We start from the raw sequence: 23,496 nt of genomic DNA, 5'->3' as shown, positions 1-23,496 counted from the left end.
TCTCTTTCTCCGCAAAGCCTTGACATTTCTGCGGAAGAGAACTGGCCATGCACCAGCCTCTCGCCAGTAAAACCGACCGGAAAAAGCGGAATTGGACCCAGAGGTCGAAATTTCGCGCAGGCGCCATCCATGTCGCCCGTCAGGCTTTTTTACGTGCCTCCGGCAGTTCCTCCCTGCTGGCCCTTCTGGTCGCTCTTGCGATGATGATCGTCTTCACGGTCAGGTCGGATATCGATCTTGAGGTGAGCCGGCAATTCTGGACGGACCGTTTTCACCTTGGCGAGGACGAGTTCCTCGTTTCCGTCCGAGATCTGAACCGCATGCTTCCGCCGGTTCTATTGTCGGGGCTGGTATGCATGCTTGTCCTCATGCCATTTTCGGGCGGCCTGCACCGGCTTTTTCCACCGCACAAGCTGCTGCTTATTGGTGTCTTTTTTGCTCTCGGACCGGGCGCCTCGGTTCATATACTGAAAAACGCGTTTGGCAGGGCAAGACCGCGCCATCTTGGCGAGTTCGGGGGAGACCTGTTGTTTACACCGGTTCTTTCCCTTGACGGTGGCTGCGCCCGAAATTGCTCTTTTCCTTCCGGTGAAAGCGCTTCCGCAGCCGCTCTTCTGGCCTTCACCATTCTTCTGCCAGAGAAATTTCGCCTGATCGGTATTGCGATACTGGCGCCATTTATCGTGATTGTCTCCCTGAACAGGGTGGCAATGGGCGCTCACTTCCTCTCCGATGTCCTGATTGCATGGCCTTTGATGCTCGCGGTGTTCCTTCTGCTCCAGCGGCCGTTCATGAACAACCGGCAGGCGATAGACGCCGCCTTCTCGCGCAAGGTCGACGGGACGCGGCCTGTCGCGGAAACAAGGCCATTTGCGGAACAATAAGGCTAAGGGGAATCCCCTCCGCCCAATATCAAAAAGGGCAGCGGAAAACCGCTGCCCTTGCTGTTTCTTGCCGAGCGACCGGAGGCCTTATTTCACCTGGGCGACGACCAGCTTGCCGTCGGCGCGTTCGGCGACGAACTCGATATTGGCGCCTTCCTTGAGCTTGGCGAGGATCGCATCGTCCTTGACGCGGAACACCATCGTCATGGCCGGCATGTCGAGGTTCTTCAGTTCTTCATGGATGATGGTGACCTTCTTGGCTGCGGCATCGACCTTCTTTACCGTTCCCTTGGTGAATTCCTCTGCGAATGCGCTGAGGGGAGCGGTGAGCAGGAGTGCTGCTGCAACGGTGATTTTAACGATGGTCTTCATGGTCAGATTCCTTTGTTGCCGGGTTACTTTGCAGAAACTTTGAGATCGCCGCGCATGCCGGCCTCGTAATGTCCGGGTTTCAGGCAGGCGAATTCGAACATGCCGTCATTGGTGAATTTCCAGATGATTTCGCCGCTTTCGCCGGGCGCGAGGCTGATCGCGTTCGGATTGTCGTGCTCCATCTCCGGAGCCTTCTCCATGGCGGCCTTGTGCTCCAGATTGGCCTTCTGCTCGTCGAGAATGAATTCATGGTCCAGTTCGCCGACATTCTTCACGACAAAGCGAACCGTCTTGCCTTTCTTGAAGTCGAACTTGGCGGGCGTGAACACCATCTTGCCGTCAGGCGTTTCCTTCATCGTCACCTGAATGGTCTGGGTCACCTTGGCCTTGTCGCCCGGTTCGCCGATCGCCATCGCCTCATGGCCGCCGCCGTGGGTGCCCGATGCAAGGGCGGGCGTGGCGAGAGCGGTGAGAAGCAGTGCAATTTTCAGTTTGGTCATTCCATATTTCCTTGATTTTGGTAGGGGTTCTTGTGGGGTTGGGTCTGCGCGATCAGCCGTGTTTCATCGGTTTCGGCGTGATCTGCGTTTTGGGGTCATTGGTCTTGGTCGTATCCGGCAACTCGCCGGTCCATTCCCAGGCCTGGGTTCCGGGCGGGTTTTCGTACCAGCCGGGATCTGAGTAATCGCCCGCGGAGATGCCTTCGCGGACCTTCACCACGGAGAACATGCCGCCCATCTCGATGGGGCCGTGCGGACCCCAACCCGTCATCATGGGTACGGTATTCTCGGGGATTTCCATTTCCATCGCGCCCATATCGGCCATGCCGGCGGTGCCCATCGGCATATATTCCGGCCGCACCTTGCGGATTTTCTCTGCGACGGTCTTCTTGTCGACGCCGATGAAGGTCGGGACGTCATGTCCCATCGCATTCATCGTATGGTGTGACTTGTGGCAATGGATCGCCCAGTCGCCGACATATTTGGCGTCGAATTCATAGGCCCGCATCGCACCCACGGGAATATCGATACTGACCTCCGGCCAGCGCGCCTCGGGCCGCACCCAGCCGCCGTCCGTGCAGGTCACCTCGAAATCGTAACCGTGCATGTGGATCGGGTGGTTGGTCATGGTGAGGTTGCCGACGCGCACGCGCACTCGGTCGTCCTTGGAAACCACCAGCGGATCGATGCCCGGAAACACCCGGCTGTTCCATGACCACAGATTGAAGTCGGTCATGGTCATGATCTTCGGCACATAGGAGCCGGGGTCGATGTCGAAGGCATTGATGAGGAACACGAAGTCGCGGTCCACCGGCATGAAGGCCGGGTCCTTCGGATGGATCACGAAGAAGCCCATCATGCCCATCGCCATCTGCACCATCTCGTCCGAATGCGGGTGGTACATGAAGGTGCCGGATTTCACGAGATCGAACTCGTAGACGAAGGTTTTGCCAACCGGGATATGCGGTTGCGACAACCCGCCGACGCCGTCCATGCCGGACGGCAGGATCATGCCGTGCCAGTGGATCGTCGTATGTTCCGGCAGCTTGTTGGTGACGAAAATACGCACCCGGTCGCCTTCGACGGCCTCGATGGTCGGACCGGGCGACTGGCCGTTATAACCCCAGAGGCGAGCGGTCATGCCCTCCGCCATTTCGCGCTCCACCGGCTCGGCGACAAGGTGGAATTCCTTGACGCCGTTGTTCATCCGGAAGGGCAGGGTCCAGCCGTTGAGGGTGACGACGGGGTTGTAATCCGGGCCGGTGGTGGGCTTGACCGGGGCCTGGGTCGCAGCCGTTTCCATCACTGCCGCTTCCGGCAGGCTGGTGTTGGATGTTTTCGCCCAGGCCGCCGAGGAGACCATTGCGGCGCCGACACCCAGAAAGTTTCTTCTGTTAAACATGGTCGTTTCCTTTCTCAGTGTCCGCCACCGCCACCGCCACCGCCGCCGCCAGCGGCGGCAACCTCGGTCTCCGCGCCCGCCGCAGCACCCGTGCCGCCACCGTAAATGGCGGGAGCGAGGCTGGCCTCGGCGAGCCAGAAGTCACGTTTCGCATTGATGGCGAGCAGGCTTGAATTGACCTTTTCCCGGCTGTCGGCCAGAAGCTCGAATGTGTTGGTGATCATGCCGTTATAGGTCAGCAGCGACTGCTCCTCGATTTTGGTGCGCAGCGGCACCACGCTGTTGCGGTAGTGCCGGGCGATGTCATAGTTCGAGCGATAGGCCTGATAGGCGGAGCGGGCTTCCGAGCGGACATTGACCGCCTTTTCCGCCAGCAGGTTCGCTGCGCGCATATAGGCGAGTTCGGATTCCCGCATGCGCGCCTGACCGGAATCGAAGATCGGAATGACGAATTCCAGCTCGGCATTGCCGGTGGTCTGCTTGTGAATTTCGCCGTCTTCCAGCTCGCGCTCGGTCTCGAAGCCGGAACGGATTTCGAGATCGGTCACGTATCGGGTGGCCTCCGTGAGCTTGAACGACCGGGCGGTCGCCTCCAGATCGAGCTTTGCCATCTGCAGATCCACGCGGCGCTGCAGCGCTTCGGCCTCGATCATGTCCCGTTTGGTAAGCGCCTTCGGAAGCGGGGGCAGGCGGTTGGGAATGGTATATTCGATATCCGCTCCCCACAGTCCCATCAGCCGGGTCAGTTCCTCCTTGGCAAGACGGGCCTCAAGCCGCGCCCTGGCGATCTGGCCCGTCAACTCGGCGTAAAAGACCTGCTCGCGGGCCTGGCCCTCCTTGTTGAGCGAACCCGCCTCGCCAAGCTTCACGGCAAGTTCCGAGGCGGCATCCGCCGCGGTCTGTGCCTGCGCCAGCTGGCCGACATTTTCCCATGCCGCCACGGCGGTAATCCAGGCGCGGCGGGTATCGGCCGCCAGTTGCAGCGTCTTCAGCGCGGCGCCAAGCTGCGCCTTGCGGAAGCCGGTATCGGCGATCTCGACATTTTTCTTGAGGGTAGCCAGCGCCAGAATATTGGTGACGACGACACCCTCGATCGCCTGATAAGCCCTGAGCCCCGGGGTGCCGATCCCCGTCAGCCCGATGCCGACCCGCGGATTGACCAGCATGGTCGATTGCCATGCGGTGGCGGCGGATTCGCCGAGATCGGCATAGGCTGCCTGAAGGCCCTTGTTGTTCAGGAGCGCAACCTGCACCGCCGTCTCGACATCGAGACTTTTGCCGGCGGCCATCAGCGATTTGACGCGGGCCTGCGTCGCCTGCGCCTCGGTCCGGTTCTGCACCCAGACCGCCTGTTTGCCTGTCGCCTCGGATGTCCTGGCCGAAACATTGGCGAAACCGGCGTCACGCGACGCATATTGGGCGGCCGTGACACAGCCGCCGAGAAGAAACGGCAGGCAAAGGGTGGTCGCGAGTTTCGCTCCGAGTTTGAAGGTAAGTATCGTCATGATGCGTCTCCTTTCGGAGCCTGCGCATCGTTCTGGTTACGCCAGGGCTTCGGGTCCACCGGCGCGCGGTGCGTGTAACCCGCGACCGGGGTCTGATAGCGGATGGGGTCCGCGCCGAGCGAAGGGTTTGCCGCGTCGTCATAGGAGGCGGCGTCGTTCATCATGGATGTGGCTGTGCAGCCGCCCAGAAGCAGGGGCGCCGCAACCACAATGTAAATTGGGTTCATGGGTATTTTCCGAACAGGAGATGCAACGGCGCGACGGCGCTAAAGCCGCTCACGCACGGTCATTGCCCAAAGGCGGGCTTTGCCTGTTCAGATATTCGGGGGGCGGTGAAGGAGCGGGGTCTGGCCCAGCGCCTTGCTGTCGTCGAGGAAGGAACGGATGCTGTTGACGACGGGTCTGCCAATGGTGTCGTGGCTGATCAGAACCGCCATGCCGAGACAGAAATCGCCGCAGCATTGCGGCTTGACGGGCTTTTTGACGCCGCCGTCCTGTTCGGCCATATCGTTGTGATCGTGACTGTCAGACATCATGGCTGAGGCGCCATGGTCCATCGTCGCGCCGTGATCCATCATGGCGGACTGATCGTGCTGCATTCCACCGGCTTCGGCAGGATGCATTGCGGCATTGACAGTGGAAACACTATAGCCAGCCAGTGACAGTATCATCACCAGTCTAAACAACAGGGCCAGCAATTTCGATGTTCGCAACATCTCACGCATGTTGCGTAGAAAAGCTGTAGTCCTGTGATTTGTCAATGGATATCCCTCATAACCATCGACGAAAGCCGTTATGTCGCATTCATGCGTAGCGACGCCGGCACGCGTAACGGCAGGGCCTGCAGCCTGCCCGCACCTCACACGAAGTCGATGAAGGCTTCATCGAGAATAAGGAGCTTGCGGGCCTGCATGCGGGCATATTCCTCGTAAAAACCCTGCGAAATCCAGAGTGCGGAACGGCCGCGTCGTCCGCTCCAGCCGATGCCGCCGATCAGTTCGGCCGCCGCAAGCTTGCGGCCGATGTGGATACGCGACAGGGAGAGGGATGTCGCCAGTTGCGTCACGGTTTCCACATCGGTCAGGCGCCTGCCCTGTTCGGCCGGCCTTTCCCAGTCGATGCCGGCGATAAGGCGGTCCATCAACAGTCCGCCGGCATCGAACCAGTTGAAGATGATGGAAAGCGGGCCGGGACAGCGCACCTCCGGATGCGACAGAAACGCCTGCGATACGCGGGGGTGGATATGGGGAAGCATGGCCTCTGACCGCTTGATGAAACGTGATGCCCTGAAGCCCTCATCCAGCAGATCCAGCGCCTGAAAATGCACGTCGTACCATTGGGCGAGCATCGCCAGCGCCGGGGCTGACGGCACGATCCCTTTGCCGGGCCCATTGCCAGGCCCATTGTCCGGCCCGTCGCTGGACCGGTCTGCCGGGCGTGTCATTCCGCGTTTCAGCGCCTCTCTGAAGAAGGCATGAGCGACACTATGGCTGGCGAGGCCATGCCGAAGCGCCAGATGGCCGAAATCTTCCCGCGTCAGCACGGCTTCTCCCTCTCCTGTTTCACAGGCGCCGCATTTCTGAAAATAGAGCGCCAGAAGCGCGTGACACAGAAGCCGGCTCTGGCGCGTCGCAAAAAGCGCGGTCATCTCGGGCGAGCCTTCGTAGAGGGCGATGAAACTTCCCGCCAGCAGACGCAGCGCCGCCGCGAAGGGTTCTTTTTGCAGCATCGCCTCTATTTCGCCGGGCGCTGGCCTGCGGCAATCGGCTGTCGCGGTCGGCAACCGGGAAATCGCAAAGTCGAAAAAATTGGTCATGGGCCGCGCTCCGGGATGGGATGATCCAATCGGCCTTACAGGAGCTGAAATGGCGCGTCTTCTCATTGCGCGCAGAGGTGAAATTTTAAGCCGGCGGCATATCCGCAGCGCGGGCGTCGCCGGGCGTCATGCCATAGGTGCCGGCAAAGATCCTGTAGAAAGTAGCGAGGCTGTCGAAGCCGCAGCCATAGGCGATCTGCGTGACCGGCAGGGCGGGGAATGCCAGCAGCAACCGTCTCGCCTCCTCGATCCGCATGGAGGAGAGCGTGCGGGAAAACGACAGTTCCGCACCCTCGAAAACCACATGCAATTGCCGAAGCGAAATGCCCAGTTCCCTTGCGACGGCGGCAGGGGTGAGGTTCTGCCGGGATTTTTTCCGTATCATGATGTCCTGTGCCGCATAACAGAGCCCGGTCCTCAGCGCGGCGCGCACCTCCGGCATGGCGGACGAAAGCCGCCCGCGCGCCGTCATGGCAAGCCGGGCGATATGGGTGACATCGCGGGCGGGATCGATGAGTCTGCCGGGGTCGGCGTTCAGCGCGTTGAAAAGGGCCCGGAAGGGCAGGGAGAAACTGTTGTTTTCCGCATAACGCGTCGCAAACAGGTCATCGGTGGCCTGACCGAGCATGACCTCGTAATCCACGGGAATCTTCAGCATCCTGTAGTGAAAATCCGCCTCGTTTCCCGGTATCGCATCATAGGGCAAGTCGGAATAGTTGATGGTGATATCGCCGCCGCCGACCGCGTGAACCTGATTTTTGCCGGCATGCAGAAAGCCGGAGCCCCTGACCTGCAGGCCGATGCAGAGGCTGTCGCCGGCAATGCGGGCAATATCTGCTTCGGTGCGGTTCACCCGGTAAGAGGAAGCGCGCATCTCGGTCACCACGGCGCCGGCGACGGCGCGCGCCTGAAACGAACCCCGGAAGCTGTGGCGAAGGTCCCGCGCAAGCTCGATCGTCACACCAAACAGGCTTTTGCCACGCACTTCGCGCCATTGGTCGAAGCGGTGTTTGGGCAGAAAATCGTCGGTTGCGAAGCGGACTATGGTGTTCGTGGCTTGATCCTCCCCGACGATCCCGGCGGCCTATTTTTCCGTTGCGCGAAATCGAAGATGGACGAGCGGATAGGGTCGCCCCTGTCCGTCGAGGTCGGAGCGTCCCGTCGGTTCGAATCCCAGCCGGCGATAAAAACCCATGGCCCCGGCGTTCTGTTCGTTGACGTCCGTGGTCAATGCGGGGTGGAGCGCAAGCGCCCGCCGGACCAGAACCTTGCCGATGCCCTGGCCATGATGGTCCGGATCGATGAAAAGCGCCTCCATATGCCCTTCATGCAGAAACATGAAACCGAGGGGGCGGTCAGAAACATCGACCGCCAGCGTGAGCGACGCCTGCGGCAGAAAAGCTTCGACTTCCTCCCCGATCGCGACGCGATCCGCCGGCAGAAGGAACCCGTGGGTGGCGTCGACTGCTCTGCTCCATATGTCGAGGATGCGGGAAGCGTCGCGGCTCTCGGAGGGACGAAGTGTGATCATGCCTCACCCTTAGCAAGTGCGGACTTTTCACGCCATGGGCCGGCCCGATCTTTTCCGTGAGCACGTGCGTATTCAATGAATTTCAGCGTTTAAAGCCGGCGATTCCGATCCCCGCATATGCCGCCATCTCCCCTGTCAGAAAATTTTTCTCGAAAAAAACGCTTGCAAAAAGCAGTTCGAAAAATAGATAAAAAGAACTTCTATCTATTTATTTTGAGGGAAAGATCGACAGATGGACCAGATCGTCACGCAAATAGACAGAAATCCAGCTCCGATTGCGGGTTTCGGCAACGGCTTGTCGCTCGAAGAAGCCAAAATTATCTATAATTTATCTTTTAACGATCTCCTGTTCCGCGCCCAGCAGGTGCATCGCTGTCATTTCGATCCCAATGCCATCCAGATGAGCCGGCTTTTATCCATCAAGACCGGCGGCTGCCCGGAGGATTGCGGCTATTGCAGCCAGTCCGCCCGCAACCCCACCGGCCTCAAGGCCTCCAAACTCATGGAAGTGGAGCGGGTGCTGGCTGAAGCGCGCAAGGCGAAGGAGGGCGGCGCGACGCGTTATTGCATGGGTGCTGCATGGCGCAATCCCAAGGAGCGCGACATGGAGGCCGTGGTGGCCATGGTCGAGGGCGTGAAGGCGCTCGGCATGGAAACCTGCATGACGCTCGGCATGTTGACGCCGGAGCAATCCGAACGGCTGGCCGATGCCGGCCTCGACTACTACAACCACAACGTCGACACTTCCGAGCGGTTCTATTCGCAGATCATCACCACCCGCACCTTCGAGGACCGGCTGGAAACGCTTGCCAATGTCCGCGATGCCGGCATCAAGGTCTGCGCCGGCGGCATTCTCGGCATGGGGGAAACGGTGGAAGACCGGATCTCGATGCTGGTGACGCTCGCCAATCTGCCGGTACCGCCGGAAAGCGTGCCGATCAACATGCTGATCCCGATCCCCGGCTCGAAGCTGGCCAAGGCCGATCCCGTCGATCCGATCGATTTCATCCGCACCATCGCACTGGCGCGCATCCTCATGCCGCGTTCGCATGTGCGGCTTTCGGCCGGACGCACGGAGATGAGCGATGAGACACAGGCGCTCTGTTTCCTGGCCGGCGCCAACTCCATCTTCATCGGCGAGACGCTGCTGACGGCGGATAATCCGGGTGAGGACCACGACACGGCGCTTTTCCGCCGTCTGGGGCTGAAGCCGATGGAACTGCAGTCCACGGAATTGCAGTCTGGGGAGGCGGGAGGGTGCCGGTGAACCTCGCGGCGTTCTCCCCCTATGAGGCGAAGCTTGCCGGCCTGCAACGTAAATCGCGGCTGCGCGCGCTCGCTCCTCAACAGGGGATCGATTTCACCTCCAATGACTATCTTGGCCTTGCCGATTCGCCCCGGCTGAAGGCGGCAATTGCCGACGCCATCGGAAGGGGCGTGCCGGTGGGGGCCGGCGGCTCGCGGCTGCTGCGTGGCAACCACCGCGAACATGAGGCGCTGGAAGCGGAAGCGGCGGCGCTTTTCGGGGCGGAAAAAGCGATCTATTTCGGCAGCGGTTTTGCCGCCAATGTCGCGCTGTTCTCCACATTGCCGCTGCGGGAAGACCTTGTCCTTTACGACGCCCTGATCCATGCCAGCGTCCATGACGGCATTGCAGCCGGCAAGGCGAAGGCGATCGCCGTGCCGCATAATCAGGTCGAGGCATTCGAACGGGAAATAATCCGCTGGCGGCAGGAGGGTGGCCGGGGCCGTCCGTGGATCGCCGTCGAAAGCCTTTATTCCATGGATGGCGACCGTGCGCCGCTTTCGGCCCTGGCTGATCTTGCCGGGAAACACGGAGGTTTCCTTGTCGTCGATGAGGCCCATGCCACCGGTGTTTTCGGGCCCGGCGGGCGTGGCCTTGCCGCGGAGCTGGAAGGCCGGGGCAATGTGGTGGCATTGCACACCTGCGGCAAGGCGCTCGGTCTTTCAGGCGCGCTTTTGTGCCTGCCGGCGGTGCTTGCCGATTACCTCGTCAACCGCGCCCGCGGTTTCATCTATTCGACCGCGCCTTCGCCGCTGATGGCGGCCGCTGTGCGGGAAGCCCTGCGCATCGTTGCCGATGAACCATGGCGACGCCTGCGGCTGGCGGAACTGGTAAACTTTGCCGGCGAGGAGCTTCGCTCCCGGCTCGGCGTTGCGCCCAGCGGTTCGCAGATCCTGCCGGTGATGATCGGCGACAATGCCCGTTCGCTTCGTATCGCCGCGCATCTGCGGGAGGGCGGTTTCGATGTGCGCGCGATCCGCCCGCCGACGGTGCCGGAGGGCACGGCGCGGCTGCGCATCGCCATCACGCTCAATGTGGATGAGAGCCAGATCGCCGATATGATCGGGCTGCTTGCCCTTTCGCTGGCGGAGGAGCGGAGATGAGCCCTCGTTTCGTCATCTCCGGCACCGATACGGGCATCGGCAAGACGGTTTTTTCCGCAGCGCTGACCCATGCCCTGCAGGCTTGTTACTGGAAACCCGTGCAATCCGGGCTGGAGGAAGAAACAGACAGCGAGACGGTGGAACGGCTGGGTGGCGTGCCGCGCGGGCGCATTCTGCCGGAGGCCTATCGCCTGAAAATGCCGGCTTCGCCGCATCTGTCGGCCCGCCTCGAGAATGTAACGATCGATCCCACGCTGCTGCTGCCGCCGCAAACGGATGGACCGCTGGTGATCGAGGGGGCGGGCGGACTTCTGGTGCTGCTGACGGACACGGTGCTCTTCGCCGATATCTTCGCCATCTGGCAAATTCCGCTTGTGCTGTGCGCAAGGACATCGCTTGGCACCATCAACCACACGCTGCTCTCGCTTGAGGCGTTGCGGCACCGCGCCGTTCCCGTGCAGGGCGTGGTCTTCATCGGCGACGAGAACCGGGAAAATGAGCGCGTCATCGCCAATATCGGCGCCGTTCGCCCGCTCGGCCGCCTGCCGCGCCTGCCGGAGATGACATCAGAGGCGCTGCATCGGGCATTTGCCCGACACTTCAATCTCGCTGATTTTCTGGAGGCGCCGGCATGAGCCGTTCCCCTGTCTGGCATCCCTTCACCCAGCATGGGCTGGAACTGCCGATGAAACGCGTCGTTTCTGCGGAAGGCGCATTTCTCGTCGATGAGGACGGCAATCGCCTGTTTGACGCCATTTCCTCCTGGTGGGTCATCACCCACGGGCACCGGCATCCGGCGATCATGGCGGCCATCCGCGCCGCGACAGAGGCCTTCGATCAGATCATTTTCGCCGAGTTCTCCCATGAACCCGCCGAAACGCTGGCGCGCGGGCTGATCGAGCTTGCGCCCGCCGGGCTAAGCCATGTGTTTTATTCCGATAGCGGCTCGACGGCGGTTGAGGTGGCGCTGAAAATGGCGCTGGGATATTTCCACAATCGCGGAGAAAAGCGCGACCGTATCGTGGTGATGGAGCATGGCTATCACGGCGACACTATCGGCACCATGTCGACCGGTGAGCGCGGTGTCTTCAATGCCGCTTACGAACCGCTGCTCTTCGGCGTCGACCGGCTGGCTTTTCCGGAAGCGGGCAGCGAACAGCACACGCTGGACATGTTCGAAAATTTCTGCCGTTCAGGCCGTATCGCCGCCCTGCTGGTCGAGCCGCTGGTGCTCGGGGCGGGCGGCATGAGAACTTACCGCGCGGATGTTCTAGCCGGGATGAAACAGATCGCCGAACGCCATGGCTGCCTCGTCATTGCAGACGAGGTGATGACGGGCTGGGGCAGAACCGGAACCATATTCGCCTGCGAACAGGCCGGCATTTCACCGGATATTCTCTGCACCTCCAAGGGCCTGACCGGCGGCTCCCTGCCGCTGGCGGCAACGCTGTGCAGCGCGGAAATCTTTGATGCCCATTTTTCGACGGATCGCCGCAAGACCTTTTTCCATTCCAGTTCCTACACGGCCAATCCGATTGCCTGTGCTGCCGCTGTCGCCAATCTTCAGGTCTGGCGGGATGAGCCCGTGCTTCAACGCATCGGGCAATTGCAACAGGTGCTGTGCGACAATCTCCGGCGATTTGCGGAGGACCGGCGTTTCACCGGCATCCGGCAAATGGGAACCATCGCGGCGCTCGATCTCGTGGTGCCCGCCGGCGGTTATCTCGCCGAGGCGGGGCCGCGCATGCGGCAATTGTTCCGCGAGCGCGGGTTCGTCATCCGCCCGCTCGGCAATGTGCTTTACCTGATGCCGCCCTATTGTTCGACGGCGGAAGATCTGGCCAGCGCGTTTGACACCATCGATGAAGTGGCCGGGATCGTCACCGAAACCGCTTCGCTAAAATCGCGCGCGCTCGGCATCGCGTGAAAACGGGGTGCGGTCATGTTCAGCCTGTTCCAGAACCGTCTCCGAAAGTCCTGACAATGCAGACCCGTTCTTCCCGCATGGCCGGTTTTGGTCATGCCGTTCCGTCACGATGCGTCGACAATGCCGAGATAGAGAACAGCCTCGGGCTGGAAGCCGGCTGGATCGAGCGGCGCACCGGCATCCGCACGCGCTATTGGGCGCAAGAGGGTGACACTCTGAGTGGCCTTGCGGTGAGAGCCGGCCGCATGGCGCTGGAAGATGCGGAAATCGACTCCGACGAGATCGCGCTGACGCTGCTTGCGACTTCCACGCCGGATCACCTTCTGCCGCCCTCGGCGCCGCTGCTCGCCCACAGGCTGGGCCTCGCCCGATCCGGTGCGATCGATCTCGCCGGGGCCTGTTCCGGCTTTCTTTATGCGCTCACCCTTGCGGATGGCTTTGTCCGCACCCACGGCCGCGCCGTCCTCATCGTTGCCGCCAATATATTGAGCCGTCGTATCAATCCGGCGGAAAGGGGAAGCGCGGTCCTGTTCGCCGATGCCGCCGGCGCCGTCGTACTCAAGCCCTGCCGCGAGGCGCAGCGCGGGCTTTTGTCGGCCGATCTCGTTGCGGATGGCGGCGGTTACGATCTGATCCAGATAGCGGCAGGAGGCAGCAGCCAGCCCTTCTCAGCCGAGACATCCGCCGAGGAGGCGCTGATGACGATGCGTGACGGCCGCGAAGTCTTCTCCCGTGCCGTGACGCTGATGACCGAGACCTCGCAAAGGGTGCTGCATCAAGCCGGAATGACGGCAGCCGATATCGACCGTTTCGTGCCCCATCAGGCCAATGCCCGCATGTTCGACGCCGTCTGCGGCAATCTCGGCATTGACAGGCAAAAGACAGTGCGCACCATAGAAAGCTTCGGCAATTCCTCCGCCGCCACCATTCCGCTTTCGCTCTCCGTCACCAATGCCGAAAGGCCTCTCGCGGAAGGCGAAACCCTGCTTTTGACGGCCGCCGGCGCTGGTATGACGGGTGGAGCGATCGTTTATCGTGGGTGAACGATGCCGGGCACGGGACGTCCCGATGCCGTACAATATTCAAAACTCAAGAAGCTGATTTCATTTGGAGAAATTTGGCTGGGGAACCTGGATTCGAACCAAGATCGACGGAGTCAGAGTCCGCTGTTCTACCATTGAACTATTCCCCAAAAGCTTTAAAGCGCGTGGCGCGTTCGCTTTGGTGGGTCGTCATATAGATGATTTATTCCGGGGCGCAAGTCGAAAAAATCGAAAAATGCGTTTTATCCCTGTTTTGCGTTTTGCTCCCCGGTTCAGAGCCGTGCCCGGGTGGAGCGCGGGGTGGAGAGCAAAAGGCTGGTCTCGCTGCCGGTGATGCCGGGCACCAGGCGGATGCGGCGCAATACCGCGTCGAAATCGCTGAGCGTGGCGGCGTTGAGTTCCACAATGAGATCCCAGCGGCCGTTGGTGCTGTGGATTTCGGAGATTTCCGGAAAACCGCCAAGGGTGCGGATGACGCGGTCCGTCACATGGCCTTCAATCTCGATCATCATGATGCCGCGGATCGCGGCCTCCACCGCATCAGCGCGCAAAATGACGGTGTAACCGATGATGGTGCCGTCATTCTCCATTCTTTCGATGCGTGAGCGCACCGTGGCGCGCGAGGTTTCCGTCTCGATTGCGAGATCGGAAATGCTGCGCCTGCCATTGTGTCGCAAAAGGGTGATGAGCCGTTCGTCGAGATTATCCATGATGACCAATTCGATAAATCAATTTTACCAGATCGATAGCTTATTTCGATAATATTGCCAATATTTGATGTTCATTTCGCCAGATCACTGTGGTGAACTGGGCTTGTTGGCAGGAAAGCGAGGACGGGAATGGAAATCAGGTTGATCGGTGCGCCGCTGCAGATCGGGGCCGGGCAATTGGGATGCGAAATGGGGCCGAGCGCCTATCGCGTCGCGGGGCTTGCTCATGCCCTTGAAGAACTGGGGCATCGCGTTGTCGATACCGGCAATGTGACGCCGGCGACCTTCCGCGAATTTAACCATCCCAATCCCGCCGTGCACCATCTGTCTGAAACCGTGGCCTGGACCGAGGCGCTGACGGAGGCTGCCTATCGTGAAAGCGCGGATGCCGTGCCGATCTTTCTCGGCGGCGACCATGCGATTTCCGCTGGGACGGTCGCCGGCATGGCGCGCCGGGTGGCCGAGACCGGCCGGCCGTTTTTCGTGCTCTGGCTCGATGCCCATACCGATTATCATACGCTTGAGACGACGCGCAGCGGCAATCTGCACGGCACGCCGGTCGCCTATTTCAGTGGTCGTGAGGGATTTGCCGGTTATTTCCCGCCGCTTTCCCATGCGGTTCCGGAAGACAATATCGGCATGATCGGCATCCGCAGTGTGGATCCGGCGGAGAGGGCCGCACTGGAAAAGAGCGGCATCACCGTGCACGACATGCGCTCGATCGACGAGCATGGCGTCGCCGTTCTGCTGCGGGCGTTTCTGGCGCGGGTTCAGGCGGCAAACGGGCTTTTGCATGTCAGCCTCGATGTCGATTTTCTCGAACCGTCCATCGCGCCGGCCGTCGGCACCACGGTTCCGGGCGGCGCGACGTTCCGCGAGGCGCATCTGGTCATGGAAATGTTGCATGATAGCGGGCTGGTCTGCAGTCTCGATCTGGTGGAGCTCAACCCGTTTCTCGACGAGCGCGGCAGAACCGCGACGCTGATGGTGGATCTCGCCGCCAGCCTGATGGGCAAGCGGGTTATGGACCGCCCGACACGGGCCGGCTGAAAGGGGTGATGCGATGACCGTGATACCGAACCTCAATATCGTGCCCTTCGTCAGCGTCGATCACATGATGAAACTCGTGCTGCGCGTGGGCATCGATACGTTCCTGCGTGAGCTTGCCGATGCGGTGGAAGAGGATTTCCGCCGCTGGGAAAGCTTCGACAAGACGCCGCGCATCGCCTCGCATTCGAAGGAAGGCGTCATTGAACTGATGCCGACCAGCGATGGCACGCTTTACGGCTTCAAATATGTCAACGGCCATCCGAAGAACATGAAGGAAGGTCGCCAGACGGTGACGGCTTTCGGCGTGCTTTCCGATGTCGGCAATGGTTATCCGCTGCTTCTGACCGAGATGACCATCCTGACGGCGCTGCGCACCGCCGCCACCTCCGCCGTCGCCGCAAAATATCTCGCCCGCAAGAATTCCCGCTCCATGGCCATCATCGGCAATGGCGCCCAGAGCGAATTCCAGGCGCGCGCCTTCAAGGCGATTCTTGGCATAGACACGCTGCGGCTATTCGATATCGACCCGTCCGCCAGCGAAAAATGCGCCCGCAATCTCGCCGGGCAGGGTTTTGCCATCAAGATCTGTGAGAGCGCACAGGAAGCGGTCGAAGGGGCGGATATCATCACCACCGTCACCGCCGACAAGCAATATGCGACGATCCTGACCGACAACATGGTCGGGCCTGGCATTCACATCAACGCCGTTGGCGGCGATTGCCCCGGCAAGACGGAGTTGCACCGGGACATCCTGTTGCGGTCGGATATTTTCGTCGAATATCCGCCGCAGACGCGCATTGAAGGTGAAATCCAGCAATTGCCGGCGGATTATCCCGTCATCGAGCTTTGGCAGGTTATAACCGGTGAAAAGCAGGGGCGGGCAAGTGATCGACAGATCACGCTGTTCGACAGCGTCGGCTTCGCGACGGAAGATTTTTCGGCGTTGCGTTACGTGCGCTCGAAGCTGCCATCCACCGGGCTTTATACGGAGCTTGATCTGCTGGCCGACCCGGATGAGCCGCGTGACTTGTTCGGGATGCTGCTGCGGTGTGAGGCGGCGCTCGTCTAGGGTTTTCTGCCTATTTCGTCTCCCGGCGGCTCTTGCGGGCAACCACATGCTCGCGCCAGATCGTGAAGAGGCCGGCGGCAATGACGATCGCCGCACCGATGACCATATTGGACGTCACCACTTCACCATAGACGGTGACGCCAATGATGGAGACGAGCACCAGCTGATAATAGGAAAAGGGCTGTACGGAGGCTGCATCCGCCAGTTCGAACGCCTTTATCAGGCAATAATGGCCGCTCATGCCGGTGATGCACAGCGCCAGTATCCAGCCCCAATCCTGCGGCTCGATGCTGACCCAATAAAACGGACCGACCAGCGTCAGGGCCGCCGCACCGGCTACGCCGGTATAGAAGAAGCTTGTCATCGCCGAATCGCTTTTGCTGCCGAGGCGGGTCAGGACGCTGTAGAGAGCCAGCATGAAGGTGGCCACGAAGGTGATCATCAGCCGGTTGTCGAAACCGTCGCCCTCCGGCTTGAGGATGACGAGAACGCCGATGAAGCCGACAAAAATGGCGCTCCAGCGCCGCCAGCCCACATGTTCTCCCAGCAAAGGCATGGACAGCGCTGCAACGATCAGCGGTGCGGAGGCAAGGATGGAATGGCTGTGCGCCAGCCCGACGACGGCGAAGGAGAAGATCGAAATAACGATCTGCACGGCGAGAAGCACGCCGCGGCCGATCTGCAGCCAGGGACGATTGGCCATGACGGCACCCCGAATGCCGCCCGCCGACCTTGCGGCCATCAAAAGAACGAAGACGGCAAAGGCCCAGTATCGCAGCATGGCGATAAAAACCGGCGGATAAGCGCTGCCCAGATGTTTCGATATGCCATCCTGCGCCGCAAAGATCGTGAAAGCGACAAGCGCATAAAGAAAGCCGGTCCTGGGTGATGGCATGAAAAAACCGCTATCCGACTGCCGCCGGCAAAAGAGTATTCGGGGTGAATGAGGTGGGTAACAGCCATATGTTACGGCCGTACCTTGTCAGACAACCTTATTTTCCGAATAGCTGCCATGCAAGTCCGGAAGCTGCCTTCTCCAAGGTTGATTGCCGGAACGTGCTTTGCGGTGCTCTCCCCTCATCGGCGCGCTTGCCACAGGGATTTCAGCCAGCCCAAGTCATTGACCGAAAGGGATGCGTCCCGCGGCGTCGACGCGCATCGGCTGGATTCCCGTGACGAGCACAGGAGGACGGTGGGTGCGCCGGCCTGTTGTCAGATCTGAGAGGTGCGGCGCGATGCAGATCGACGTGGAGCCTGGATGATGTGGCCTGCTGCCGAGGGGCTTGGCACAGGCACGGCTGTCCGCCGTCAACAAGTGCGCGGCGGACAGAGGGTTCGGCAAGGCGCAGAGCGTCCCGATTGTGGCTTCAGCCGATCTTTACGGCCGCCTTCGAGGCGGTGGATTTCAGCGCAGCGTCGGCCAGCTTCAGCGCAACCAGCCCGTCCTTGATGGAAGGCGAGGGCGCGACATTGTTTTCGATGCTGTCGATGAAGGCGGTGATTTCCGCAGCATAGGCCGCCGTATAACGCGTCATGAAGAAGTCATGCAGCGGCGGTCGGGTGTAACCTTCCGCATTGGCGATTTCGATGGAAACCGGGCGCTGGTTTTCGGCTGCTGCCGAACCGAGCGAGCCGTGCACTTCGATGCGCTGGTCGTAACCATAGGTCGCGCGGCGAGAGTTCGAAATGACCGCCTGCCTGCCGCTTTTCGTCGTCAGGATGATGCTGGCGCTGTCAAAATCACCCAGCGCACCGATCTCCGGATTGACGAGAACCGAACCGGTTGCAAACACGCTTTCCACTTCCTCGCCGAGCAGGAAGCGGGCCATATCGAAATCATGAATGGTCATGTCGCGGAAGATGCCGCCGGAGACCTTGATATATTCGGCCGGCGGCGGGCCGGGGTCGCGGCTGGTGATGGTCACCATTTCCACCTTGCCGATGCGGCCATCTTCAATGGCCTTGTGAACGGCCTGGAAATGCGGGTCGAAACGGCGGTTGAAACCGAGCATCACCTTTGCACCGGTTTCCTCAACCACCTTCGCGCAGGCTTCCGCGCGGGCAACATCGAGATCGACGGGCTTTTCGCAGAAGATCGCCTTGCCGGCCCGGGCGAAACGCTCGATCAGGTCGGCATGGGTGTTGGTCGGCGTGCAGATGATGACGGCATCGATCGTCTTGTCGGCCAGAACCTCATCGATCGTGCTGACCTTGCACTGCGCTTCGCGGGCGATTGCTTCCGCAGCACCGGCCATGGCGTCCACAACGGCCACCAGCTGCGCACGGCTGTCGGTGGTGATCGCCTTGGCGTGGACCTTGCCGATCCGTCCAGCGCCGAGCAGTGCCAATTTCGTAACCATCTTTCCTCCGGTTTCTCACACCCGTCCCTCACTCCCGGAAAGACAGAATATGAATGCAAGCAATGTTTCGATATGGAATATATGTTCTATTTTGCTAGATCGACATCGCAGATGTGTCAAGCGTTTTGAGAGGGGACGGAACAGCGGAAACGGCATCGCCGAAAAGGCGCCCGCAACAAAGCGTCACCTCCGTCAGAAGGAGCCGTGCGGGGTGGAGCAAGGTGGGTGAAGGCGACCCGTTCAGTCGGAGATTATGTTCGTCTCTGGCGGAAGCGCGTAAACCTCGACCGGGGTTTCCAGTCCGCGCAGCAGCCATGGGCCGAGATTTTCGAGCTTTTCCTGATGTCCTGCCATGCGGACGAATTCTTCGGAGAAAAGCACGTTGCGCCCGGTCTCCTTGGTCAGTGTTTCCAGCCGCGAGGCAATATTGACGGCGGGGCCGATGACGGTGAAATCGAGGCGGGTTTTCGAACCGATATTGCCATACATGACATCACCGACATGCACGCCGATGCCGTAACCCAGGGGATCGTGGCCCTTCCGGCGATTGATTTCATTCAGCGCAACGAGGCTTTTCTGGGCGCTGGCGATGGCTTTCAGCAGGTTTTCGCAGGCCTTGGGATCGCTGAGCGGGAAAATCGCCAGCAGCCCGTCGCCCATGAATTTCAGGATCTCGCCGCCGAATTCCTCGATGGGATCGCACATGGCGTCGAAATAACCGTTCAGAAGCTCGATGACATCGTCGCGCGGCCAGAGGTCGGAAATATGGGTGAAGTTGCGCAGGTCGCAGATCAGGATCGCCGCGCCGACCGTCATGCCGCTGCCGCGTGTCGTTGCGCCATTGAGAATCTTTTCGCCCGCATGCGGCCCCACATAGGTTTCCAGCAGGGTGCGAGTCATGCGGTTTTTCAGTCGTATTTCGCTGACCAGCGCAAGCGCCGGAAGCAGGTTTTTCAAGGCGAGGATTTCGCTGTCGGAAAAACCGCCGGGCCGGTCGCTGGAGAAGGTGGCGACATGGCGCTTGCCGAAGGTGTGCTCGATCGGCCAGGCGCAATAATCCGTCAGCCCCTCGGCCCGCAGGTCTTCGTAGATCGTATAGCCGGGCTCATCGATGTCCTCTCCGTTCAGCCGGTGGCGGACTTCGGTAGCGCCCTGATGAATGTCGTTGATCGGGCTGTTCAGATATTCGGGCGTATTTTCAGACCCATAGCCATAGGTGGCGATCTCGGCGGAGGACAGGCCGGCTTTCCACAGAATGCGCGCGCCAAGCCATTGCGGATGGCGAATGCGGAAAGCGAGCACGCCCCGGGCCACGGAAATTCCACTCGCCCGCAGCCTGTTGCAGAGCTCGACGAATATCTCGTCGATAAAGCGTTCGTCCTTGGTGCCGGTGATCAGCCAGTCGAGAATTTCCGTCTTTTCCGCTGGCCACAATTCATCCAGTGCTGAAGAAACGCGTTCTTCGGTGTCGAGACTTAGTGTCATGGCAGGATTCCGGAGGTTGTTGCTGCTCTCGCACGGGCAGGGCACATGTCGAACTCGGCCGAACATGGTCGCTCGTGAACCCCATGTGGTGCCGGATAACGAAAATGTTAAGAGGGGCGCGGAAAATGTTCCGGAGGGGATTGGCGGCATCAGGCCAAGTGCGCCGCCCGGATGTTCCCGGGAACATTGTCCACCGGCGGCGCTGAGATTTTTGGTGATCGCTAGAGGGATCAGATAACGGTTTCGACGGGAATATGCAGTGCGGCGGCAACGCGCCTGATGCGCAGCGGATCGCTGTCCGTGCCGTCTTCCAGGGCGCGTATTTCGCTGGTGGTCAGACCGCAGGTCACGGCAAGCTGTTCGACCGTATATCCGGCGAGATTGCGAGCGGTGAGGACTTTTTTGGCGAAAGGAGCATCGGTTTCGTGATCGGAATCGGGTTGTGAGACTGAAATTGTCATTTGCATCTCCCTGATGGTGGACACTTAAATGCGGGCGGCAAAGAAAAGTTGCCGGGCCGAATGCGACCGCGTTGCCGGAGAAGAAATCGGTGTTGCAACGCAGCGAGGAACATAGCGGCTTCATCCACCTACGCAATAGTTAAATTTTGTTAAGATTCGTGATCGCTGCATTCTTGCGGCGCGTCTTGCCGGGAAAAGGCCGAAAAAATGCCGTTTTTCGGGGTTTCCGCGGGGGTTAGGGCGGCTTTCGCTACAGCATGCCCCAGGCGCGAAACCGGCCGCGACCCGTCACTTCCCGCAATTCCAGCTGGTTGGCGAGCCCGATCGCGCCCTGCGGCGTGGTGCCAAGTTCCTTGACGATCATCGCCGCCGAAACCACCGGTCGGGAGACGACAAGCTCCACGAGTTCCGGCAGGCGCGAGGAGGAACGCCGGCCGGCGAGCTTGCGCATCATGCGTTCTCGCGCATGGGCCAGCCGGTCATGTTCCTTCATGCCGGCCTGCGCCGCTTCGTAAAAGCTGTCGAGAAGTGCGAGAACGCGCTGCGTCTGGTTTCGGGCGTGCCGGCGCTCCCGTGGGACCGCGCGGAGACCGGCGCTGAGGGCCGGCAGGTGATCGGGCGTGACGGCGCCGTCGCGCAGAAAGGCGGAGGCCAGAAGCCGACCGAGCCAGGGGCTGCGTTGCAGCACCTCGATCATGTTCCAGGCGTCGAGCAGGATGGCGGTGCGAAGAATCGCCGGCAGTTCCTCCGTCCGCGCATGGACGTCCCACCATTCTTTCAGCCGCTCATCCTCGTCCCAGTCGGGTTCGTTGATGATCGCATGGCTTTCCTCCCTGTGCATTGGCGGAAGCGCGCTGCCGGTGGTGATCGCATCGAGCGTTGCGGCGCTTCGCGCCAGAAGCGCATCCAGCTCGGAAAAAGCGCCATCCAGCGATGTTTCCTCCTCCGCGTCGGTGTCTTCATCGCGGGAGTGGTCGAGCGTTTGTCTGGGAGGCGTAGGCTCTTCGGCAAGTGCCGCCCTGCCGCGTAGCCTTGAAAGGCCCGGCGCGGTAAAGGCCCAGCCGGGGGCATTGGAAAAGATCAGCCGTCTCGAGCGGAGAATCCGGTGCGCCGCCGTCATTTCATGGGTTGGTGCGCGCACATCCATATGCGCGTCATGCAGCACCAGATCTTCCATGTGGACGAGCTCGCCATCCACCCACATGGAGGAAATCGCATCGGTGAAATCCTGTCTTTCGATGAAGCCGTGTTTCATCGGCGACTGGTCGATCCGCTCGTCCAGCCGCGCCAGCGCCTCGCCGGCACGGGCGGCGGCAATGAGGAGCTTTTCGATCTGGACGTCCGATATATCGTAAATCATTGATATTTTTTAGTTTGAGCGCGGGCGGCTTACAAGGCGGATCACAGTCGGGCGGTTTTACTTTTGAGGTTTCCACCCGAAAATCTGATGAAAAAAGGGTGGCGGAAGGCCGGGAATCGGCAGGGTTTCAGCCGCCATGGCTGGTTTTTCGGCAATATCGCGATGCGGTATAAACTTGCGCACTGCAACATGACGGGTATATACCCCCACCGAGAGCGACAAATTATCACACCTTCCGTTCGCCCTTCCATCTCCAGACGAAGATGAATTGGAGTTTACCCGTGAATATTATGGCAAATGGTCCCGCCACCGCGCCGGACCAGAAAACCCGTTTGAAATCCATTATCGGCGGATCGGCGGGCAACCTCGTCGAATGGTACGACTGGTATGTCTATTCGGCCTTCACCCTTTATTTCGCGCCGGTGTTTTTCCCTTCCGGAAACCAGACCGCCGAACTCCTGAGTGCAGCCGCCGTTTTCGCCGTCGGATTTCTGATGCGGCCCATCGGGGCCTGGTTCATGGGCACCTATGCCGACCGCAAGGGCCGCAAGGCCGGTCTCACCTTGTCCGTCACGCTGATGTGTCTCGGTTCGCTGCTGATCGCGATTACGCCCGGTCATGAGGCGATCGGCATTGCCGCGCCGGCCATTCTGGTTTTCGCAAGGCTTCTGCAGGGCATCAGCGTCGGCGGTGAATATGGCGCGAGCGCAACCTATCTCAGCGAAATGGCCGGCAAGAACCGCCGCGGTTTCTTCTCTAGCTTCCAGTATGTGACGCTTATTTCCGGTCAGCTTCTGGCGTTGGCGGTGCTTCTGGTGCTGCAGCGGGTTCTGACGCCGGAACAGCTCGGCTCCTGGGGCTGGCGCATTCCCTTCTTCATTGGCGGCCTTCTGGCGATTGCGGTGTTTTATATCCGCCGCGGCCTTGTCGAGACGCAGTCCTTCGAAAATGCCAAGACCGGCGCTGCCGACAAGCCGAAGTCCAGCGGATGGGCACTGTTCAAGCACTATCCAAGGGAAGCGCTGATGGTTATGGCGCTCACCTCCGGCGGCACGCTCGCCTTTTATGCCTATACGACCTATCTGCAGAAATTCCTCGTCAACACCTCCGGCTTCAGCAAGGAAAGCGCCACGGAAATCACCACGGCGGCGCTCTTCGTCTTCATGCTGTGCCAGCCGATTGCGGGTGCGCTGTCCGACAAGATCGGCCGCAAGCCGCTGATGGTCGGCTTCGGTATTCTCGGAACGCTGTTCACCTATGCGATCTTCAGCACGCTTGCGACGACGACCGATCCCATCATGGCTTTCGCTCTCGTGCTGGTCGGCCTGTTGATCGTCACCGGCTATACTTCCATCAATGCGGTGGTGAAGGCGGAAATGTTCCCTGCCCATATCCGCGCGCTTGGCGTGGCTCTGCCCTATGCGCTGGCGAATACCATATTCGGCGGAACGGCGGAATTCGTGGCCCTGAAGTTCAAGCAGATCGGCCACGAAAACTGGTTCTTCTGGTATGTGACGATCATGATCGCCCTGTCGCTGGTGGTTTATGTGAAGATGCGCGACACGCGCGATCACAGCCATATCCACGAGGATTGAGCGGCCGCCATCCAGAC

At 60.5% G+C, this 23,496-nt stretch carries 24 protein-coding genes and 1 tRNA gene; 9 read left to right on the top strand and 16 right to left on the bottom strand.

What is annotated here, in order from left to right:
- Positions 1-356: 356 nt before the first annotated feature.
- The gene (locus tag ACQZ60_RS23605) at positions 357-884 is read left to right on the top strand and encodes a phosphatase PAP2 family protein (RefSeq protein ID WP_448736244.1); all 528 of its coding nucleotides are present in this window, start codon (positions 357-359) and stop codon (positions 882-884) included.
- Between the two features lie 87 nt (positions 885-971).
- Here the strand turns inward: ACQZ60_RS23605 and ACQZ60_RS23600 are convergent, their stop codons facing one another.
- From ACQZ60_RS23600 to ACQZ60_RS23560, 9 genes are all read right to left on the bottom strand, one after another.
- A complete protein-coding gene (locus ACQZ60_RS23600) occupies positions 972-1,256 on the bottom strand; it encodes a copper-binding protein (protein ID WP_003522073.1) in 285 nt (94 codons plus the stop codon).
- A gap of 23 nt (positions 1,257-1,279) precedes the next feature.
- Complete coding sequence (locus tag ACQZ60_RS23595) at positions 1,280-1,756, bottom strand: cupredoxin domain-containing protein (protein ID WP_003522074.1); 477 nt, start codon at positions 1,754-1,756, stop codon at positions 1,280-1,282.
- 52 nt (positions 1,757-1,808) lie between these two features.
- Positions 1,809-3,158 (bottom strand): multicopper oxidase family protein, encoded by a 1,350-nt coding sequence (locus tag ACQZ60_RS23590; protein ID WP_035264521.1) that lies wholly within the window; start codon positions 3,156-3,158, stop codon positions 1,809-1,811.
- Between the two features lie 14 nt (positions 3,159-3,172).
- The gene (locus ACQZ60_RS23585) at positions 3,173-4,663 is read right to left on the bottom strand and encodes a TolC family protein (RefSeq protein WP_448736243.1); all 1,491 of its coding nucleotides are present in this window, start codon (positions 4,661-4,663) and stop codon (positions 3,173-3,175) included.
- A complete protein-coding gene (locus ACQZ60_RS23580) occupies positions 4,660-4,890 on the bottom strand; it encodes a hypothetical protein (protein WP_448736242.1) in 231 nt (76 codons plus the stop codon). Before ACQZ60_RS23580 ends, ACQZ60_RS23585 begins: the two co-directional genes overlap by 4 nt.
- A gap of 87 nt (positions 4,891-4,977) precedes the next feature.
- Positions 4,978-5,388 carry a hypothetical protein gene (locus ACQZ60_RS23575; RefSeq protein ID WP_035239141.1) on the bottom strand — a complete coding sequence of 137 codons (411 nt, stop codon included), beginning with the start codon at positions 5,386-5,388 and terminating at the stop codon, positions 4,978-4,980.
- Between the two features lie 134 nt (positions 5,389-5,522).
- On the bottom strand, positions 5,523-6,479 hold the full coding sequence (locus tag ACQZ60_RS23570) for a hypothetical protein (protein ID WP_035264527.1): 957 nt from the start codon (positions 6,477-6,479) through the stop codon (positions 5,523-5,525).
- Between the two features lie 85 nt (positions 6,480-6,564).
- Complete coding sequence (locus ACQZ60_RS23565; RefSeq protein ID WP_035264528.1) at positions 6,565-7,464, bottom strand: AraC family transcriptional regulator; 900 nt, start codon at positions 7,462-7,464, stop codon at positions 6,565-6,567.
- 99 nt (positions 7,465-7,563) lie between these two features.
- On the bottom strand, positions 7,564-8,010 hold the full coding sequence (locus ACQZ60_RS23560) for an acetyltransferase (RefSeq protein WP_035264531.1): 447 nt from the start codon (positions 8,008-8,010) through the stop codon (positions 7,564-7,566).
- Between the two features lie 232 nt (positions 8,011-8,242).
- On the opposite strand from ACQZ60_RS23560, the gene bioB reads away from it, so the two are divergent.
- From bioB to ACQZ60_RS23535, 5 genes are read left to right on the top strand one after another with little or no spacing between them, the layout of a single operon-like run.
- Positions 8,243-9,277: a biotin synthase BioB gene (gene bioB, locus ACQZ60_RS23555; RefSeq protein ID WP_035264533.1), complete on the top strand. Its 1,035-nt coding sequence runs from the start codon at positions 8,243-8,245 to the stop codon at positions 9,275-9,277.
- Positions 9,274-10,419, top strand: a complete 1,146-nt coding sequence (locus ACQZ60_RS23550) for an 8-amino-7-oxononanoate synthase (RefSeq protein WP_035264560.1) — start codon at positions 9,274-9,276, stop codon at positions 10,417-10,419. The genes bioB and ACQZ60_RS23550 overlap by 4 nt, the downstream gene beginning before the upstream one ends.
- Entirely contained in the window at positions 10,416-11,054 is a 639-nt protein-coding gene (gene bioD, locus ACQZ60_RS23545; protein WP_448736241.1) for a dethiobiotin synthase, read from the top strand. Before ACQZ60_RS23550 ends, bioD begins: the two co-directional genes overlap by 4 nt.
- Positions 11,051-12,346, top strand: a complete 1,296-nt coding sequence (locus tag ACQZ60_RS23540; protein WP_035264539.1) for an adenosylmethionine--8-amino-7-oxononanoate transaminase — start codon at positions 11,051-11,053, stop codon at positions 12,344-12,346. Before bioD ends, ACQZ60_RS23540 begins: the two co-directional genes overlap by 4 nt.
- A gap of 56 nt (positions 12,347-12,402) precedes the next feature.
- Positions 12,403-13,389 carry a beta-ketoacyl-ACP synthase III gene (locus ACQZ60_RS23535; protein WP_448736240.1) on the top strand — a complete coding sequence of 329 codons (987 nt, stop codon included), beginning with the start codon at positions 12,403-12,405 and terminating at the stop codon, positions 13,387-13,389.
- A gap of 75 nt (positions 13,390-13,464) precedes the next feature.
- On the opposite strand, the gene ACQZ60_RS23530 is transcribed toward ACQZ60_RS23535, so the two are convergent.
- Positions 13,465-13,538: transfer RNA gene (locus tag ACQZ60_RS23530), tRNA-Gln, on the bottom strand.
- Positions 13,539-13,661: 123 nt separating this feature from the next.
- Positions 13,662-14,099, bottom strand: coding sequence for an Lrp/AsnC family transcriptional regulator (locus tag ACQZ60_RS23525; protein WP_003508428.1), 438 nt, complete (start codon positions 14,097-14,099; stop codon positions 13,662-13,664).
- A gap of 129 nt (positions 14,100-14,228) precedes the next feature.
- On the opposite strand from ACQZ60_RS23525, the gene rocF reads away from it, so the two are divergent.
- A complete protein-coding gene (rocF, locus tag ACQZ60_RS23520) occupies positions 14,229-15,149 on the top strand; it encodes an arginase (RefSeq protein ID WP_035264543.1) in 921 nt (306 codons plus the stop codon).
- Between the two features lie 13 nt (positions 15,150-15,162).
- A complete protein-coding gene (locus ACQZ60_RS23515) occupies positions 15,163-16,218 on the top strand; it encodes an ornithine cyclodeaminase (RefSeq protein ID WP_448736239.1) in 1,056 nt (351 codons plus the stop codon).
- A gap of 10 nt (positions 16,219-16,228) precedes the next feature.
- Here ACQZ60_RS23515 and ACQZ60_RS23510 read toward each other — a convergent pair whose 3' ends face one another.
- The 5 genes from ACQZ60_RS23510 to ACQZ60_RS23490 all read right to left on the bottom strand — a co-directional run bounded on the left by ACQZ60_RS23510 (position 16,229) and on the right by ACQZ60_RS23490 (position 21,884).
- On the bottom strand, positions 16,229-17,113 hold the full coding sequence (locus ACQZ60_RS23510) for a DMT family transporter (protein ID WP_448736238.1): 885 nt from the start codon (positions 17,111-17,113) through the stop codon (positions 16,229-16,231).
- Positions 17,114-17,585: 472 nt separating this feature from the next.
- Positions 17,586-18,578 (bottom strand): inositol 2-dehydrogenase, encoded by a 993-nt coding sequence (gene iolG, locus ACQZ60_RS23505; RefSeq protein ID WP_026363582.1) that lies wholly within the window; start codon positions 18,576-18,578, stop codon positions 17,586-17,588.
- A 240-nt stretch (positions 18,579-18,818) separates the two neighbouring features.
- Entirely contained in the window at positions 18,819-20,063 is a 1,245-nt protein-coding gene (locus ACQZ60_RS23500) for an adenylate/guanylate cyclase domain-containing protein (protein WP_448736237.1), read from the bottom strand.
- 230 nt (positions 20,064-20,293) lie between these two features.
- On the bottom strand, positions 20,294-20,524 hold the full coding sequence (locus ACQZ60_RS23495; protein WP_020809209.1) for a helix-turn-helix domain-containing protein: 231 nt from the start codon (positions 20,522-20,524) through the stop codon (positions 20,294-20,296).
- Between the two features lie 250 nt (positions 20,525-20,774).
- Entirely contained in the window at positions 20,775-21,884 is a 1,110-nt protein-coding gene (locus ACQZ60_RS23490; RefSeq protein WP_448736236.1) for an RHE_PE00001 family protein, read from the bottom strand.
- Between the two features lie 290 nt (positions 21,885-22,174).
- Here ACQZ60_RS23490 and ACQZ60_RS23485 point away from each other — a divergent pair, with 290 nt between their 5' ends.
- Positions 22,175-23,479 (top strand): MFS transporter, encoded by a 1,305-nt coding sequence (locus ACQZ60_RS23485; RefSeq protein ID WP_059755960.1) that lies wholly within the window; start codon positions 22,175-22,177, stop codon positions 23,477-23,479.
- The last annotated feature ends 17 nt before the right edge of the window (positions 23,480-23,496 follow it).

This window comes from Agrobacterium sp. 22-223-1 (genome assembly GCF_053522385.1).
The sequence above is the reverse complement of the archived record's forward strand: the minus strand, read 5'-3'. Positions and strand labels throughout refer to the sequence as shown.

What these genes read in the sequence shown, in the direction of transcription:
- ACQZ60_RS23510 (WP_448736238.1), bottom strand. Translation starts at nt 17,113, where the DNA reads ATGCCATCACCCAGGACCGGCTTTCTTTATGCGCTTGTCGCTTTCACG.
- ACQZ60_RS23575 (WP_035239141.1), bottom strand. Translation starts at nt 5,388, where the DNA reads ATGCGTGAGATGTTGCGAACATCGAAATTGCTGGCCCTGTTGTTTAGA.
- ACQZ60_RS23560 (WP_035264531.1), bottom strand. Translation starts at nt 8,010, where the DNA reads ATGATCACACTTCGTCCCTCCGAGAGCCGCGACGCTTCCCGCATCCTC.
- ACQZ60_RS23495 (WP_020809209.1), bottom strand. Translation starts at nt 20,524, where the DNA reads ATGACAATTTCAGTCTCACAACCCGATTCCGATCACGAAACCGATGCT.
- ACQZ60_RS23600 (WP_003522073.1), bottom strand. Translation starts at nt 1,256, where the DNA reads ATGAAGACCATCGTTAAAATCACCGTTGCAGCAGCACTCCTGCTCACC.
- ACQZ60_RS23580 (WP_448736242.1), bottom strand. Translation starts at nt 4,890, where the DNA reads ATGAACCCAATTTACATTGTGGTTGCGGCGCCCCTGCTTCTGGGCGGC.
- ACQZ60_RS23540 (WP_035264539.1), top strand. Translation starts at nt 11,051, where the DNA reads ATGAGCCGTTCCCCTGTCTGGCATCCCTTCACCCAGCATGGGCTGGAA.
- ACQZ60_RS23515 (WP_448736239.1), top strand. Translation starts at nt 15,163, where the DNA reads ATGACCGTGATACCGAACCTCAATATCGTGCCCTTCGTCAGCGTCGAT.
- iolG (WP_026363582.1), bottom strand. Translation starts at nt 18,578, where the DNA reads ATGGTTACGAAATTGGCACTGCTCGGCGCTGGACGGATCGGCAAGGTC.
- ACQZ60_RS23590 (WP_035264521.1), bottom strand. Translation starts at nt 3,158, where the DNA reads ATGTTTAACAGAAGAAACTTTCTGGGTGTCGGCGCCGCAATGGTCTCC.
- ACQZ60_RS23490 (WP_448736236.1), bottom strand. Translation starts at nt 21,884, where the DNA reads ATGATTTACGATATATCGGACGTCCAGATCGAAAAGCTCCTCATTGCC.
- ACQZ60_RS23535 (WP_448736240.1), top strand. Translation starts at nt 12,403, where the DNA reads ATGCAGACCCGTTCTTCCCGCATGGCCGGTTTTGGTCATGCCGTTCCG.
- ACQZ60_RS23570 (WP_035264527.1), bottom strand. Translation starts at nt 6,479, where the DNA reads ATGACCAATTTTTTCGACTTTGCGATTTCCCGGTTGCCGACCGCGACA.
- bioD (WP_448736241.1), top strand. Translation starts at nt 10,416, where the DNA reads ATGAGCCCTCGTTTCGTCATCTCCGGCACCGATACGGGCATCGGCAAG.
- bioB (WP_035264533.1), top strand. Translation starts at nt 8,243, where the DNA reads ATGGACCAGATCGTCACGCAAATAGACAGAAATCCAGCTCCGATTGCG.
- ACQZ60_RS23605 (WP_448736244.1), top strand. Translation starts at nt 357, where the DNA reads ATGCTTGTCCTCATGCCATTTTCGGGCGGCCTGCACCGGCTTTTTCCA.
- ACQZ60_RS23585 (WP_448736243.1), bottom strand. Translation starts at nt 4,663, where the DNA reads ATGACGATACTTACCTTCAAACTCGGAGCGAAACTCGCGACCACCCTT.
- ACQZ60_RS23595 (WP_003522074.1), bottom strand. Translation starts at nt 1,756, where the DNA reads ATGACCAAACTGAAAATTGCACTGCTTCTCACCGCTCTCGCCACGCCC.
- ACQZ60_RS23500 (WP_448736237.1), bottom strand. Translation starts at nt 20,063, where the DNA reads ATGACACTAAGTCTCGACACCGAAGAACGCGTTTCTTCAGCACTGGAT.
- ACQZ60_RS23525 (WP_003508428.1), bottom strand. Translation starts at nt 14,099, where the DNA reads ATGGATAATCTCGACGAACGGCTCATCACCCTTTTGCGACACAATGGC.
- rocF (WP_035264543.1), top strand. Translation starts at nt 14,229, where the DNA reads ATGGAAATCAGGTTGATCGGTGCGCCGCTGCAGATCGGGGCCGGGCAA.
- ACQZ60_RS23485 (WP_059755960.1), top strand. Translation starts at nt 22,175, where the DNA reads ATGGCAAATGGTCCCGCCACCGCGCCGGACCAGAAAACCCGTTTGAAA.